The organism is Streptomyces sp. SD15, assembly GCF_054462255.1.
In genome coordinates, this window is sequence record NZ_JBTLMO010000003.1 from 97,156 (window position 1) to 111,949 (window position 14,794).

The 14,794-nt window shown below is 69.5% G+C and carries 11 protein-coding genes; 10 read left to right on the forward strand and 1 reads right to left on the reverse strand.

The genetic code is table 11. The annotated features are described in order from the left end of the window. Window positions 1-24: 24 nt before the first annotated feature. The 10 genes from ACX28W_RS03955 (at window position 25) to ACX28W_RS04000 (ending at window position 13,028) form a co-directional block, all read left to right on the forward strand. Window positions 25-1,755 carry a cholesterol oxidase substrate-binding domain-containing protein gene (locus ACX28W_RS03955; RefSeq protein ID WP_458997340.1) on the forward strand — a complete coding sequence of 577 codons (1,731 nt, stop codon included), beginning with the start codon at window positions 25-27 and terminating at the stop codon, window positions 1,753-1,755. 187 nt (window positions 1,756-1,942) lie between these two features. Further along, window positions 1,943-3,322: a ricin-type beta-trefoil lectin domain protein gene (locus ACX28W_RS03960; protein WP_458997341.1), complete on the forward strand. Its 1,380-nt coding sequence runs from the start codon at window positions 1,943-1,945 to the stop codon at window positions 3,320-3,322. Window positions 3,323-3,428: 106 nt separating this feature from the next. Continuing rightward, entirely contained in the window at window positions 3,429-5,579 is a 2,151-nt protein-coding gene (locus tag ACX28W_RS03965; RefSeq protein ID WP_458997523.1) for an RICIN domain-containing protein, read from the forward strand. A gap of 22 nt (window positions 5,580-5,601) precedes the next feature. Continuing rightward, complete coding sequence (locus tag ACX28W_RS03970) at window positions 5,602-6,894, forward strand: ThuA domain-containing protein (protein ID WP_458997342.1); 1,293 nt, start codon at window positions 5,602-5,604, stop codon at window positions 6,892-6,894. 323 nt (window positions 6,895-7,217) lie between these two features. After that, entirely contained in the window at window positions 7,218-8,141 is a 924-nt protein-coding gene (locus ACX28W_RS03975; RefSeq protein WP_458997343.1) for a MurR/RpiR family transcriptional regulator, read from the forward strand. 281 nt (window positions 8,142-8,422) lie between these two features. Next, the gene (locus tag ACX28W_RS03980; RefSeq protein ID WP_458997524.1) at window positions 8,423-8,800 is read left to right on the forward strand and encodes a hypothetical protein; all 378 of its coding nucleotides are present in this window, start codon (window positions 8,423-8,425) and stop codon (window positions 8,798-8,800) included. 132 nt (window positions 8,801-8,932) lie between these two features. Further along, entirely contained in the window at window positions 8,933-9,244 is a 312-nt protein-coding gene (locus ACX28W_RS03985; protein ID WP_458997344.1) for a DUF1232 domain-containing protein, read from the forward strand. A 75-nt stretch (window positions 9,245-9,319) separates the two neighbouring features. Then, a complete protein-coding gene (locus ACX28W_RS03990; RefSeq protein ID WP_458997345.1) occupies window positions 9,320-10,600 on the forward strand; it encodes a CAP domain-containing protein in 1,281 nt (426 codons plus the stop codon). A 131-nt stretch (window positions 10,601-10,731) separates the two neighbouring features. Further along, complete coding sequence (locus ACX28W_RS03995) at window positions 10,732-11,964, forward strand: serine hydrolase domain-containing protein (protein WP_458997346.1); 1,233 nt, start codon at window positions 10,732-10,734, stop codon at window positions 11,962-11,964. Window positions 11,965-12,329: 365 nt separating this feature from the next. Continuing rightward, window positions 12,330-13,028, forward strand: a complete 699-nt coding sequence (locus ACX28W_RS04000; RefSeq protein WP_458997525.1) for a nucleoside/nucleotide kinase family protein — start codon at window positions 12,330-12,332, stop codon at window positions 13,026-13,028. Here ACX28W_RS04000 and ACX28W_RS04005 read toward each other — a convergent pair. Next, window positions 12,958-14,790 carry a hypothetical protein gene (locus ACX28W_RS04005; RefSeq protein WP_458997347.1) on the reverse strand — a complete coding sequence of 611 codons (1,833 nt, stop codon included), beginning with the start codon at window positions 14,788-14,790 and terminating at the stop codon, window positions 12,958-12,960. The two genes, ACX28W_RS04000 and ACX28W_RS04005, sit on opposite strands and share 71 nt — an antisense overlap. Window positions 14,791-14,794: the final 4 nt, after the last annotated feature.

A 14,794-nucleotide genomic window follows, 5' to 3' on the forward strand; every position in this document is an offset into this window, starting at 1 on the left:
CAACCGTCACCTACCGTGAGCCGCGTGACCGACCATATAGGAAGTGAAGGGAACACCCCCTGGTCCCGTCGGGGGTTCCTGCTGACCGCGGCCTCGCTCGCCGCGGTGCCCCACCTCGCGCTCCAGGACCGCGCCGCCGCGTCCGCCGAGCTGCCCGGGTTCCCCGAGGGCGTCGACGTCTACCGGTCCGCGTACCGCAACTGGGTCGGCGAGATCACCGCCACGGGGCTGTGGGCCTGTGCGCCGGCCGACGCCGACCAAGTGGTCGCCGTGGTCAACTGGGCCTGGAAACAGGGCTGGACAGTGCGCGCCCGAGGTTGCTCCCACGGCTGGTCGCCGCTGACGATCCCCGCAGGGACCGCGCCCGGCGCCCCGGTGCTGCTGGTCGACACCGCCACCCACCTCACCGGTCTGTCGGTGGAGTCCACCGCCCCCGCCGCCGTACGAGCCGGTGCCGGTGTCACCCTCGAAGCCCTGCTCGGACACCTGGAGGACCACGGTCTCGGGCTCACCGCGACGCCCGCGCCCGGCGACCTCACGCTCGGCGGCGCCCTGGCCATCGACGCGCACGGCACCGCCGTCCCGGCCCACGGCGAGAGCCGGCTGCCCGGGCACACGTACGGCTCGCTCAGCAATCTCGTGCTGTCGCTGACGGCGGTGGTGTGGGACGCGGAAAGCGACGCCTACGTGCTGCGGACGTACGAACGCAACGACGCGGACGGCGCGGCGCTCCTCGCGCACCTCGGCCGCGCCCTGGTCACCGAGGTCGTCCTGCGGGTGGGCGCGAACACCAACCTGCGCTGCGTCAGCCGTACCGACATCCCCGCATCCGAGCTCTTCGCGGCGCCGGGCGGTGACGGACGTACCTTCGCGAGCTTCCTGGACGAGTCCGGACGCGCCGAGGCGATCTGGTTCGCGTTCACCGAGTTCCCCTGGCTGAAGGTGTGGAGCGTCGCCCCACGGCGCCCGCTCACCTCGCGCCGGGTGACCTCGCCGTACAACTACCCCTTCTCCGACAACATCCCGACCCTCGTGGCGGATCTGGCCGGACGGATCGTGTCCGACGCGGCCTGGTACCTGGCCCCGGTCCTGGGCAACGCACAGCTCGACGCGGCCGTCCTCGGTCTGACCACGACGCTGTCCGCCGACATCTGGGGGCCGTCCAAGAACACCCTGCTCTACATCAAGCCCACCACCCTGCGGGTGACGGCCAACGGTTACGCCGTGCTCACCTCACGGGCCGAAGTGCAGCGCGTCGTCGCGGAGTTCACGGCCTTCTTCCGGGAGCGGCTGGCCGCCTACGCCGCCACGGGGCGCCATCCCGTCAACGGTCAGGTCGAGATCCGCGTGACCGGCCTCGACGACCCGTCCGACGTCGCATCACCCGGCGCACGCGCCCCGTCACTGTCCGCGCTGCGGCCCCGTGCGGATCACCCCGAGTGGGACACCGCGGTCTGGCTGGACGTCCTGACCCTGCCGGGCACGCCCCACGCGGAGGCGTTCTACCGGGAGTTGGAGCGGTTCCTGCTCGCGACGTACGACGGCGAGTACGCCCTCACCCGCGTCGAGTGGTCGAAGGGCTGGGCCTACACGGACGAGGCCGCCTGGTCGGAGGAGGAGGTCCTGGGCACCGCCGTGCCGATGTCCTTCGACGACGGCACGGGACCGGGCTGGACCGAGGCGGCCGCCGTCCTGGACCGACTCGACCCGCACGGGGTGTACGACAACACCTTTCTCAAGCGCCTGTTCCCGTAAGCGCTTCCACCGCGCGTTCAACTCCTTCTGCGAGGAGCCCAATTACTGGGCTCCTTTGCTTCATGCCTTGACGTGTCTGGTTCAGACCTTTAGGTTCACCGGTCACCGGCGCCCCATGAATGCGCTCAACGTTCATGGATGTGAACCCCCCACCATCAGCCACTTGCGAAGGGCTGTGATCCCCGTGATGACCAGACATTCCCTTGCGCGCTCCACCACACTGCGCGGAACCCTCACCACCGCGGTGCTCGCTCTCTCGGCCGGCGCCCTCAGCGTGTCGCCCGTCGCGGCCGCCACCGGCACCATCAGCGGACTCGGGGGCAAGTGCCTCGACGTCGCCGGGGCGAACTCCGCGAACGGCACGGCCGTACAGCTCTACGACTGCAACGGCACCGCGGCCCAGCAGTGGTCCGTCGGCTCCGACGGGACGATACGCGCCCTCGGCAAGTGCCTTGACGTCACCGGCAATGCGACCGCCGACGGCGCCAAACTCCAGTTGTGGGACTGCAGCGGCAGCGCGAACCAGAAGTGGACGGTGAGCGCGGCCCGCGACCTCGTCAATCCGCAGGCCGACAAGTGCGCCGACGTCACGGGGAACACCTCGGCCAACGGCACCCCGATACAGATCTGGAACTGCACCGGCGCCGCCAACCAGAAATGGACCGCGCCCGCCGCCGACGGGGGCACGCCCCCCACCGCGCCGATGGCCGTCGCCCCGTACCTCTACAACGGCTGGGGCAGCCCGCCGAGCCCCACCACCGTCATGAACGCCACCGGCGTCAAGTGGTTCACGCTGGCCTTCGTGCTCAGCCACGGCTACTGCAACCCGCAGTGGGACGGCAGCCGCCCGCTGACCGGGGGTGTCGACCAGCAGACCGTCAACACGGTGCGGGCGAACGGCGGTGACATCATCCCGTCGTTCGGCGGGTACAGCGGCAACAAGCTGGAGAGTTCCTGCTCCAGCGCGGGCGAGCTGGCAGCGGCGTACCAGAAGGTCATCAACGCCTACGGACTCAAGGCCATCGACATCGACATCGAGGCCGACGCCTACAGCAACCCGACGGTCCAGCAGCGCACCGTGGACGCCCTGAAGACCATCAAGGCCAACAACCCGGGCATCAAGGTGTACGTCACCATCGGCACCGGGCAGTCCGGCCCCGACACGGGCCTCATCAACCGGGCCGCGGCGTCCGGACTGACCGTGGAGGGCTGGACGATCATGCCGTTCGACTTCGGCGGAGCCGGCCAGAACATGGGAACACTCACCCAGCGGGCCGCGGAGGGCCTGAAGACGGCCCTCAAGAACGCCTACGGCTACAGCGACGACCAGGCGTACCGGGTCATGGGCATCTCCTCCATGAACGGGATCACCGACCAGAGCGAGACGGTCACCGTCGCCGACTTCCAGACCATCCTCAGCTACGCGCAACAGCACCACCTGGCACGGCTGACGTTCTGGTCGGTCAACCGCGACCGGCCGTGCACGAGCGGTGTCGCCGACAGCTGCTCCGGAGTGAGCCAGCAGGCCTGGGACTACACGCGCGTCTTCGCGAAGTACACCGGCTGACCTTCCCCACCCCACCCCCCACCAGCGCAGGAGAGCCCACGTGTCCAGATCCAGAAAACAGTCAGGCCGCCACCGGATACCGAAGATACTGACCGTGGTCGCCCTCGTGGCGACAACGGTGTCAGGCGTCACGTTCGCCGCGCAGGACGAGGCGACCGCGCAGGCCGCCGCGCTGCCCACCGGTTGGGCCACCGTCGTCAACGCGGGCAGCGGCAAGTGCGTCGACGCGCGCGCCGCCGCGACGGCGGACGGCACCGCGGTCCAGCAGTACGCGTGCAACAGCAGCCAGGCCCAGCAGTGGCAGTTCGCGGCCACCCCCGGTGGATACTCGCAGGTCGACAATCGCGCCGACGCCACCAAGGCCTGGGACGTCACCGACGTCTCGACGGCGGACAACGCGCTGGTGCAGCTGTGGACGTACGGCGGCGGCAACAACCAGCAGTGGCAGGCCGTGGCGGAGTCCAGCGGCGCCTACCACTTCGTGAACCGCAACAGCGGCAAGTGCCTCGACGTGCCGAGCGCCTCCACCGCGGACAGTGTGCAGCTGGCTCAGTACACGTGCAACGGCACGGCGGCCCAGTCCTTCTACGTCAATCCCGTCGACGCGACGCCGCCGCCCGGGACCCCGGACCTCGGCCCGAACGTCACCGTCTTCGATCCGTCGACGCCTGCCGCCACGATCCAGAGCAGCCTCAACTCGGCCTTCTCCCAGCAGGAGACCAACCAGTTCGGCACCGCGCGGAAGGCCTTCCTCTTCAAGCCCGGTACGTACGACGCCAACGCCAACGTCGGCTTCTACACCCAGGTCGCCGGTCTGGGCCTCTCCCCCGACGACGTGAACATCCGCGGCTCGGTGCACGCCGAGGCGGACTGGTTCCAGGGCAACGCCACCCAGAACTTCTGGCGGTCGGCGGAGAACCTGTCGGTGACTCCGACCAACGGCTCGGACCGCTGGGCGGTGTCGCAGGCAGCGCCGTACCGGCGGATGCATCTGCGCGGCAACCTCGCGCTGGACGACGGCGGCTGGTCCAGTGGCGGCTACATGGCCGACACGAAGGTCGACGGTCAGGTCAACTCCGGTTCGCAGCAGCAGTGGCTGTCGCGGAACACCGAGTGGGGCAGCTGGACCGGTTCCAACTGGAACATGGTCTTCGTCGGCTCCAAGAACGCTCCGGCGAACAGCTTCCCGAGCCCGCCGTACACCACGGTCGACCAGGCGCCGGTGACGCGTGAGAAGCCCTTCCTGTACGTCGACTCCGCCGGCGCCTGGAAAGTGTTCGTGCCCTCCGTGCGCACCAACACCAGTGGCACCACGTGGAGTTCCGGCACCCCCGCGGGCACGTCCCTGCCGATCGCCGACTTCTTCATCGTCAAGCCCGGCGCGACCGCCGCGCAGATGAACGACGCGCTCGCCCAGGGCAAGAACCTGCTGGTGACGCCAGGTGTCTACCACCTCGACCAGACACTCAAGGTGACCAGGTCCGACACCGTCGTCCTGGGCCTCGGCCTGGCCACGCTCATCCCCGACAACGGGATCACCGCGATGACGGTCGCCGACGTGAACGGTGTCCAGCTCGCCGGGCTTCTGATCGACGCCGGTACCACCAACTCCGCGCAGCTCATGGAGATGGGGCCGAGCGGCTCCTCCGCGGACCACAGCGCAAACCCCAGCTCCCTGCACGACGTCTTCTTCCGCATCGGCGGCCCGGGCGTCGGCAAGGCCACCACCAGCCTGACCATCAACAGCGACGACGTCATCGGCGACCACCTGTGGCTGTGGCGCGCCGACCACGGCAGCGGGGTGGGCTGGACGAGCAACACCGCCGACACCGGACTGGTCGTCAACGGCGACGACGTGACGATGTACGGCCTGTTCGCCGAGCACTACCAGAAATACCAGACCATCTGGAACGGCAATGGCGGCCGGACGTACTTCTACCAGAACGAGATGCCGTACGACCCGCCCAACCAGTCGTCCTGGATGAACGGTTCGACGCAGGGCTACGCCGCCTACAAGGTCGCGAACTCCGTGACCAGCCACCAGGTGTACGGCTTCGGCAGCTACTGCTACTTCAACGTCAACCCGAGCGTGGCCGCGGAGCGCGCCATCGAGGCGCCGAACAACGCGAACGTGCGCTTCAAGGACATGGTGACGGTCTCACTCGGCGGTACGGGCACGATCCGGCACGTCATCAACGACAGGGGCGGCCCGTCCAACTCCTCCACCAATGTCGCCAACCTCGTCAGCTACCCCTGACCCGTACGGGAAGGAACGTCCGATGCACACCATCAGATCGGGTCCTGCGCGCGCGGCCCTGCGGGTTCTCGTCCTCCTGGCGACACTGCTCGGCCTGGCAGCCCCGCCCGCTGCCCACGCGAGCAGCGCGGCGACACCGTTCAAGGTGCTGGCGCTCTACAGCGGCACCTGGGACGCGGCGCACATCGACTTCGTCAAGGACGCGAACGACTGGTTCCCCAAGCAGGCCGCGGCGAACGGCTTCACCTACACGGCCAGCAACAACTGGGACCTGCTCAGCAACGGCGGCGTCAACGCCTATCAAGTCGTGCTGTTCCTGGACGACTTGCCGCAGACGTCCGCCCAACGGACGGGTTTCGAGACATACATGCGGGGTGGCGGCGCCTGGCTGGGTTTCCATGTCTCGGCCTTCACGACCAATGCGGCGGGCTGGCCGTGGTACCACAACCAGTTCCTCGGCAGCGGCAACTTCAAGTCGAACACCTGGGGGCCGACGACGTCGGTGCTGAAGGTCGAGGACCGTACACACGCCTCGACCAAGAACCTGTCCGCGACCTTCACCTCGTCGGTCAGCGAGTGGTACAGCTGGTCGAACGACCTGCGACAGAACCCGGCCATCAAGATCCTCGCCTCGGTCGACCCCAGCAGCTTCCCCCTGGGCACGGATCCCAACCAGAGCTGGTACAGCGGCTACTACCCGATCCTGTGGACCAACACGAACTACAAGATGCTGTACGCGAACTTCGGCCACAACGCGATGGACTACTCGACCAACACCCGTCTGTCGTCGACGTTCGCGAGTGAGACACAGAACCGGTTCCTGCTGGACGGGCTGAAGTGGCTGGGCGGGGCCGACACAACCCCTCCCCCGGCGGACTCGATCTCCGAGACCTCCTGGTACTCGCTGACAAGTGCCGCCAACGGCACCTGTGTGGACGCCCGTTCGGCCGCCACCGCGAACGGGACCGCGATCCAGCAGTACGCCTGCAACGGCACTCAGGCACAGCAGTTCCAGTTCCGCTCGACCGACAGCGGCTATCTGCGGATCACCATCCGTGGCAATCCACAGCAGGTCATCGACGTGACCGGCGTCTCGACGGCCGACAACGCGCCGCTCCAGCTGTGGAGTTACTCGAGCGGGCAGAACCAGCAGTGGCAGCCCGTGAAGGAGGCCACCGGGCGGTACCACTTCGTCGCCCGCCACAGCGGCAAGTGCCTGAGTGCGGCGAGTGCCTCGACGAACAGCGTCCAGCTCACCCAGCGCGGCTGCGACGGATCTTCCGAGCAGAGCTTCACGCTCACCGCACAGCCCTGACCGACCGGCCCCGGGGTGCCCCCGCCGCAGGCCGGCGGCGGGGGCAGCGGTCTGTCGCCATCTGGAGCGGGTCAGTCGGGCGAGTTCGGTGCCGGCGAGCAGGAAGGCGCCCACGCCGAAGTTCGCGGTGCTGTCGTAGGTGACGGGCCGGCCGGACTCCGGCGGTCGCCGACGTTCTGGATGGACGTAGCCGAGGAGGCCGTCGGGGTGTACGGCCGGGTGACCAGGCGCTCGCCGAGCTACTGCGCGTGGTCGTCCATTCCCTGGTCAGCACGGGCCGTGAGCTATGTTGAATCCTCGTGGGACACGAAGGAGGCGCATCGGTGCCATCGCCGCAGCAGGCACGCGCGCAGGCGTCCGCGATCACCTCGGGGAAGACGGTTCCGGTGGCGGGCGCGGCTCCCACGTCCCAGCTCAGGGAGTTGTTCGACGGGCCCAGGCTCTCGCCCGGCCAGCGCCAGATCGCCCAGTATCTGATCGAGCACATCACCGAGGCGGCGTTCCTGTCGATCACCGATCTCGCGGAACGCGTCGGGGTGAGCCAGCCCTCGGTGACCCGCTTCGCCGCCGCGGTCGGCTTCAGCGGCTACCCCGCGTTGCGGGAGAAACTCCAGGCCATCGCGCTCAGCACGCTCGCCGGCGCCCCCGCCGCGCCCGCGGAGGACGGCACCAACGAGCTGCAGGCGGCGGTGGACGCCGAGATCGAGAACCTGGAGAACCTGCGGCGGGACTTCGCCGATCCGGATCGGGTGATCACCGTCGGCCGGGCGCTGTCGCAGTCGACCCCGCTCACCGTGCTGGGGCTGCGTATCTCCGTGTCACTGGCGGAGTACTTCGCGTACGCCGCCCGCCGTATCCACCCCGACGTCCGGCTGGTCACACGCGGCGGCAGCGTCGCGTACGACGCGCTGCTCCAGTCGCGCGAGGCGGGCGGCACCTGGCTGCTCGCCTTCGGGATGCCCCGGCACGCCCAGGAGACACTGACCGCCGTGCGCGTCGCGCGCAGTGCGGGTCTGCGGGTGGCCCTGATCACCGACCTGGCGCTCGGACCGCTGGCCGACGAGGCCGACGTCACCTTCACCATCGGCACCGGATCACGCCTCGTCTTCGACTCCTATGCCGCCCCCGTCGTCATGTCGGCGGCACTGCTCCAGGCCATGAGCGACGCCGATCCGGAGCGGACCCGGGCACGCCTTGAGGAGTACGAGCAGATCGCCGAGCAGCACCAGTTCTTCCTCAAGGACTGACCTGAGGACTGACCTGCACCGTCTGTCACCCTGGCATCACTGGATCATTCACACCAAATCTCACATGAATTTTTTCATGTTCTTGCGTATCCGGCGGTATATATAAATACTTCCCAACGACCACTCGGGGCCGTCCGCTCCTACCCGCATGGGCCCCGGGTGGTCGGACGAGCCCCGCGCGAGCGGGCGCCCGTGGTGGCGGCCCCGGCCATCCCCTAGACCGGGGCCGCCCCCAGAACCGCTGACCACCTTGCCGCCGACGTGACCCGGAAGCGATGAACATGGCCCTGACGTACTCACCGATCACCGCGGACTGGCCGTGCCAGGTCAAGCCCCCCGGCAGCTTCGACTGGGAGCGATCGGCGACCAAGTGGCTGCGCGACCTGGTGCCGGCCCGGTACGCGAGCTATCCGACGCTGATCAAGCATCCCGTTCTGCTCGGCCGCCACGCGCAGATCCAGGTGCAGCACGAGATACGGGTCGCCCGCACCGCGCTGCAGACCGCCCGGGCCGAACTGCCCGCCCTCGGCCTGCACGAGTCGGTCATCGAACACACCATCAAGATGTACGCCGCCGAGGTGCTGCAGCTCAACCACATCGCCCGCAGCATCCGAGCGGTCACCCAGGCCCTTGTGGACAGCAACACCGCGCGAAACTGAGGTCCCGGGCCCAGGTGGTGGTCCCGGCGGGATCACCTTCAATGGCCGAACCGGGAGCGATACGGATCCCTCGAGCGGGAAGACGACAGGGAGGAACAGCCCGCCGACAGCCCTGGACGGATGGACGGACTCATGGATTCCACGACATGGACGGTGGTCGCCATCGTCGCGATCCTGGCCGCCGCCGTACTCGGGGCGGCGATCGCGCTCCTGGTCCGACTCGTCCGTACCCGCCGAGATCTGCGGCGTGCCGGACTCCCGACCGGACCCCGCTGGGTCTTCTGGGGCGCCGTCGCCTACCTCCTGCTCCCGGCCGACCTGCTGCCGGACCCGATCTACCTGGACGACATCGGCGTACTCCTGCTGGCGCTGCGCTCGTTGCGCCGTGACGAGGTGATCGAGGTAAAGGGCGGTGGGAACCCTCGTACGAGAACAGAACGTTGACGTGGTGAGCGGGCCGGGGGGCGTGGACGCCCGCGTCGGAGGTCCGCAGGGATCATCACTGCGACGGGCGGCACCATGAGCGAGCTGGTTCCCGGGGGCAATGTGCCCCTGCCGGGCGGCACCCTGACGATCCGGGTGCCGGGTCCCTTCGACGTCTCCGCGCTCATCACCGATGACAGCGGAAAGGTGCGCGGCGACGGCGACTTCGTGTTCTACAACCAGCCGACCGCGCCGGGGGCCCGGCTCGTCGCGGAGCACCTCACCATCGACCCGTCGGGCCTGCGGTCCGGGGCGAGCCGCGTCACCGTGGTCATCAGCCCCTCCGATCCCGGTACACCACTGGGCCGACTGCCCGCTCCCACCCTGCACCTCACCGGTCCGGGCGGCCGCACCCTCGCCCGGTTCACCCCGCCGCGTCCGCAGCGCGAGACCGTGCTGCTGCTCGCCGAGATCTACCGGCGCGGCACCACCTGGAAGCTGCGCGCGCTCGGCCAGGGGTACGCGGACGGGCTGGCCGGCATAGCGCGGGACTTCGGGGTCGATGTCGCCGAGGACGACGCGACGCCGGTCGCGGCACCCGACCCGGACGGCTTCCTCGATCTGGTGAACTCCGTCCGCACCGCGGCCGGTTCCCCGCCCGTCTCCCTCGACGCACGGCTCGCGGCCGCGGCGCGGGCACACGCCTCCGACATGGCCGCCCGCGGGCTCCTCAGCTCCGAGAGCGCGAACGGCATCTCGGTGTACCAGCGCGTCACGTCCGCCGGTTACGCGTATCTCACCGTCGGCGAGCACCTCGTCTCCGGCCCGCGCACACCGGCCGAGTTCGTGGAGTACTGCCTGTCCACCGAGCAGTCCCGGCTCACTCTGTACGAGCCCGCGTACCGCCAGGCGGGGCTCGCGTACGTCGCCGACCACCGCTCGGGCGACCTGTACTGGACCGCCCTGTGGGCACGGCCGTTCAGCGCGGGCGGCCTGGCGCGGACGGCGAACGAGGTCGTCGCGCTGACCAATGCCGAGCGAGCCGCGGGGGGCCTGCCGCCGCTGGCCGTCGACCCCTTGCTGACCGCGGCGGCCCAGGCGCACAGCGCCGACATGGTGACCCGCGCCTTCTACTCCCACACCTCCCCCGACGGCAGCCAGCCCTGGGACCGGGCCGCCGCGGCGGGCTCCACCCGCCGCACCATCGGCGAGAACATCGCCTGCGGCCAGCGCTCCCCCGCCGAGGTGGTCCGCGGCTGGATGAACAGCCCCGGCCACCGCGCCAACATCCTCAAGCCCGCCTTCACCCACATAGGCATCGGCCTCGCCGGCGGCGGCAAGGCGGGCACGTACTGGACGCAGCTCTTCGGCGGCTGACTGGCCACTTTCCGACTCACCTCCACATTCACCCCGGACAATGCAACCCGCGTGCCGGGTCGGCGCGTAGAGATGGTGCCGACGCCGCATCCGCGGCGCGGTACGCAGAGAAAAACCGGGAGAAGAATCAGATGGTCTCGAGAACGGTGGGCTCAGGTACGGCGCTGGGCGCGGTGCTGCTGTCCCTCCTGGCTGTGCCCGCGCAAGCGGCCGCCACTGACGTCGCGAGCGCGGAGTCGGCGGCGCCGGACGACGCCGGGCTGCGGAGCGTACTGCACTCGGCGCTGACTCAGGGAGCCCCCGGCGCGATGGTGCGGGTCGACGACAACGGCACGCTCCACCGGTGGGCCGAGGGAGTCGCCGACCGCGACACCAGGCGGGCCGTCATCACGACCGACCGGTTCCGCGTCGGCAGCGTCACCAAGAGCTTCTCCGCGGTGGTCCTGCTGCAACTGGTCGACGAGGGCAGACTGAGTCTGGACACCTCGGTGAACAGCTATCTGCCCGGGCTGCTGCCCGACGACCGGATCACCGTGCGCCATGTGCTGAGCCACCGCAGCGGACTGTACGACTACACCAACGACATGTTCGCGCAGACGGTCCCGGGTTTCGAGGCAGTCCGCAACAAGGTCTTCAGCTACCAGGACCTGGTGAACCTGTCCCTGAAGAAGCCTCTCAACAACACGCCGGGCGCGGCCTATTCGTACTCCAACACCAACTTCGTCGTCGCGGGCATGCTCATCGAGAAGCTCACCGGCCACGCCGTGGCCGCGGAATACCAGAAGCGCATCTTCACGCCGCTGAATCTCAGCGACACCTTCTACGTCCATCCCCACACCGCCGTCCCGGGCCGCCACGTCAACGGCTATCTCACGCCCGACGAGACCGGTGCGGCGCTGGTGGACTCCACCGAGCAGACGCTGTCCTGGGCGCAGAGCGCGGGCGCGATCGTCTCCAGCACGCGGGACCTGAACACGTTCTTCTCCGCCCTGATGGGCGGGCAGCTCATGTCCGCCACGCAACTCACCCAGATGCAGCAGTGGACGACGGTCAACAGCACCCAGGGCTACGGCCTCGGCCTGCGCCGCCGCGACCTGTCCTGCGGCATTTCCGTGTACGGGCACACGGGCACCGTGCAGGGCTACTACACATACGCCTTCACCTCGAAGGACGGCAAGCGCAGCGTCGCCGCGCTCGCCAACACCTCCAACAACGCCACCGTGCTCAACACCATGGCCGGCACCCTGGAATCCGCGTTCTGCGGCAAGCCGTCGACCACGGCCACGACCAAAGCCACCGCGCGCAGCGTGGCTCCCGTGAAGCAGCAGTACGAGGACATCGCACCGGGCATCGCCCGCGACTGACGTGACGAGGTGCGGCCGGACTCGATCGTCCGGCCGCACCCCTCGGCGCTCATGACTTCTTCAAGTCGGCCCGATAGGTCCGGTACAGCGCGCTACCGTCGTCACATCGCCTCGGGGGCGCACTGCACTTCTGGCAGCCGAGCAGATGGTCGAAGTACGCCCGGTAGCTGTGCGGTGCAAGCGTAGGGCTCTGCTGCGACATGACGTTCTCCCCGTGGGTGGCGGCTGCTTCGCCAGTTATTGACCGATATTCAACAGCCTCATGAGCATATGCCAGATGACCGGCTGGGGACCTCGGATCGTTGCAGGGTAGCCGAATTCCAGCCCTTTGCCCTGATACTGATGACATGGAACCCGCCATGTTCATCACTTTGGCCCTGGACGACCTCCTGGAGCGGGCGACGTCGCTCGTCCGTCCCGGGCGGCGCGCGATCCTCGGCATCACCGGAAGTCCCGGCGCGGGGAAGACGACGCTCGCCGAGCGCCTGGTCCGGCGGCTGAACGGTGACGGGCCCGACTGGGTCGCGCACGTGCCGATGGACGGCTTCCATCTCGCGGACGTCGAGCTGGACCGCCTCGGCCGCCGCGACCGCAAGGGTGCTCCCGACACCTTCGACGCGGCGGGTTACGCGGCGCTGCTGCGCCGACTGCGCGACGAGGAGGACGGCGTCGTCTACGCGCCGGGCTTCGAGCGGACCCTGGAGCAGCCCCTCGCGGGCGCCCTGCCTGTCCCTCCCACCGCCCGCCTGATCATCACCGAGGGCAACTACCTCCTCCTGCCGGACGAGGCATGGGTCCGCGTACGGTCGCACCTGGACGAGGTGTGGTTCTGCGAGCTCGACGAAGCCGAGCGTGTACGCCGTCTCGTCGCCCGCCACGAGGAGTTCGGCAAGGATCACGACACGGCGGTGGCCTGGGTGCTCGGCCCGGACCAGCGCAACGCCGAGCTGGTCGCCGCGACCCGGGACCGCGCCGACCTGGTCGTCGGAGCGGTCAGCGGGCGCGCAGCTCCAGCTCGGGTTCCCCTCGCGCATCGCCCGCGGGATTCCCGATCAGTGCGGTGAACGTCTCGGTGTGGACCGTGAGGCCCGCCGGTCCGTGTTCGAATGCCGGAGTGAAGGGACCGGAAGGGCCGTAGCGGACGGCGAAGACGTTCAGGCCTTCGGGGGAGCCGGGTGCCGGGTCCGCCTCCAGGGCGGTGGAGGTGATCAGGCGGTGCCAGCCGTCGTCGGGGTTGCCGTAGCCGCGCGGGTCGGCGGCCAGGGCGAAGGCGGCCTGCTCCTGGGTCGTCTCCGAGCGGGCGTCGAAATGGTCGGCATCCTGCGTCCGCGGGTGCGTCAGCCGAAGGGCGCCCGCGGACGTCACCGCGGCCTGCGCGGTCCTGCGTACCCGATCGCCGTCGTCCGTGGCGTACGGCAGCCCGGCGAGCAGGTAGGGGTCTGCGTCGAGCCGTTCGACGGCAACCGTCGTCCACAGGCTGGTGCCGTCCGTGACGTACAGGGAGCGCACGTGTCGCAGGACGTGGTCGCGGCCGACGACCGGCTTGGTGACCAGCTTGCCGGTCAGTGTGTCGGTGCGGACGTCGCGTACGCGGACCTCGCCCATGGGGCGGCACAGCAGAAAGCCGTCGGTCACCGGGCCGAAGCCGTGCTGGCGATCGACCACGGCGGGCAGGTAGTAGGTGCCCGCCGCCTCGATCAGCGAGGGGGTCATGTGATCGTCGAAGGCCGCCGAGACCGTGCCCGCGCGGAGCTGATGCCGTACGGGGTCCTTCGACGGCGTCCGGTGCCAGCGCGCGGTGTCCTGGATCTGCCAGACCAGCATGAAGGCGAAGTGGCCGTCGATGCCGCCGTCGGTCGCGACGGCGTGACGGCCCCAGCGGGTGTCGCCCCGGTAGCGGCCGAGGTCGGCGCCGATGCGCGCGCCGAAGTAGCGCAGGCCCAGGACGGACTCGAAGCCGGAGTGCTGTTCGCTGTAGCGCGGGCCTCCGATGTCGAAGCCGCCGACGCTCAGCCGCGCGTCGATGTAGCGGGCGAGCGCGTCGCCGTCCTCGGCGAACACCGGCTCCCCGCTGCCCCGGTGGGCCTGGGCGAGGAAGGAGAGGGAGATCGGCCCGTAGTTGTTGTCGTACGCGCCGCCGTGCTCCGGGGGCAGCAGGGCGCCCCGGTCGCGCACCCGACGGGCGCGGATCTCGTCGACGTACAGGCTCATCGCGCGCGAGCGGACCAACTCACCGTCGGGGGAAGGGAGATGGCGAGCGAGCATCAGTCCCCCGACGACGCAGCCGATGGCCTGGTTGCCGGCCTCTTGCGGGTTGAAGAAGGTGGCCTCGGTGAGCCACCGCCAGTAGCCGCGCGCCATCTCCCTCAGCTCGTCGCGCTGTTCGTCGTCGACGAGTCCGTCCGCCGCGTCCAGCAGGTTGACCGTCTGGAGCAGCGCCCACACCGTGCTCGGCCAGTCGCCGATGGGGTGCGCGCCCGCTTCCAGTACGTAACGGGCGTACGGCAGGCCTAAGTCGCGGCCCCTCAGGTTCGGGTAGCCGGGGTTGTCCCGCGTGTAGACCCGCTCGTGCAGATGGAAGGCCAGAGCGCGGCGGACGGCCTCCGGCAGGCGCGGGTCTTTCGTCCGGTGCCAGGCGAGCGCCAGCAGTGAGGTGATGCCGAGCGAGGTGTCGCCGATGTCGTCGACCGCGGTGGGGTGTTCGAGGTTGCCGGCCGGGGTGAGGCGGGCCAGGGCCTCTTCGGTGACGGCGGCGAGGACGGTGTCGTACGCGGCCGGGTCGTCCGCGAGGTCGTGCAACCGGCCGCGCTGGTGGGGGAGATACATGAGG

What these genes read in the sequence shown, in the direction of transcription:
- ACX28W_RS03960 (WP_458997341.1), top strand. Translation starts at nt 1,943, where the DNA reads ATGACCAGACATTCCCTTGCGCGCTCCACCACACTGCGCGGAACCCTC.
- ACX28W_RS03970 (WP_458997342.1), top strand. Translation starts at nt 5,602, where the DNA reads ATGCACACCATCAGATCGGGTCCTGCGCGCGCGGCCCTGCGGGTTCTC.
- ACX28W_RS03980 (WP_458997524.1), top strand. Translation starts at nt 8,423, where the DNA reads ATGGCCCTGACGTACTCACCGATCACCGCGGACTGGCCGTGCCAGGTC.
- ACX28W_RS03985 (WP_458997344.1), top strand. Translation starts at nt 8,933, where the DNA reads ATGGATTCCACGACATGGACGGTGGTCGCCATCGTCGCGATCCTGGCC.
- ACX28W_RS03990 (WP_458997345.1), top strand. Translation starts at nt 9,320, where the DNA reads ATGAGCGAGCTGGTTCCCGGGGGCAATGTGCCCCTGCCGGGCGGCACC.
- ACX28W_RS03995 (WP_458997346.1), top strand. Translation starts at nt 10,732, where the DNA reads ATGGTCTCGAGAACGGTGGGCTCAGGTACGGCGCTGGGCGCGGTGCTG.
- ACX28W_RS04005 (WP_458997347.1), bottom strand. Translation starts at nt 14,790, where the DNA reads ATGTATCTCCCCCACCAGCGCGGCCGGTTGCACGACCTCGCGGACGAC.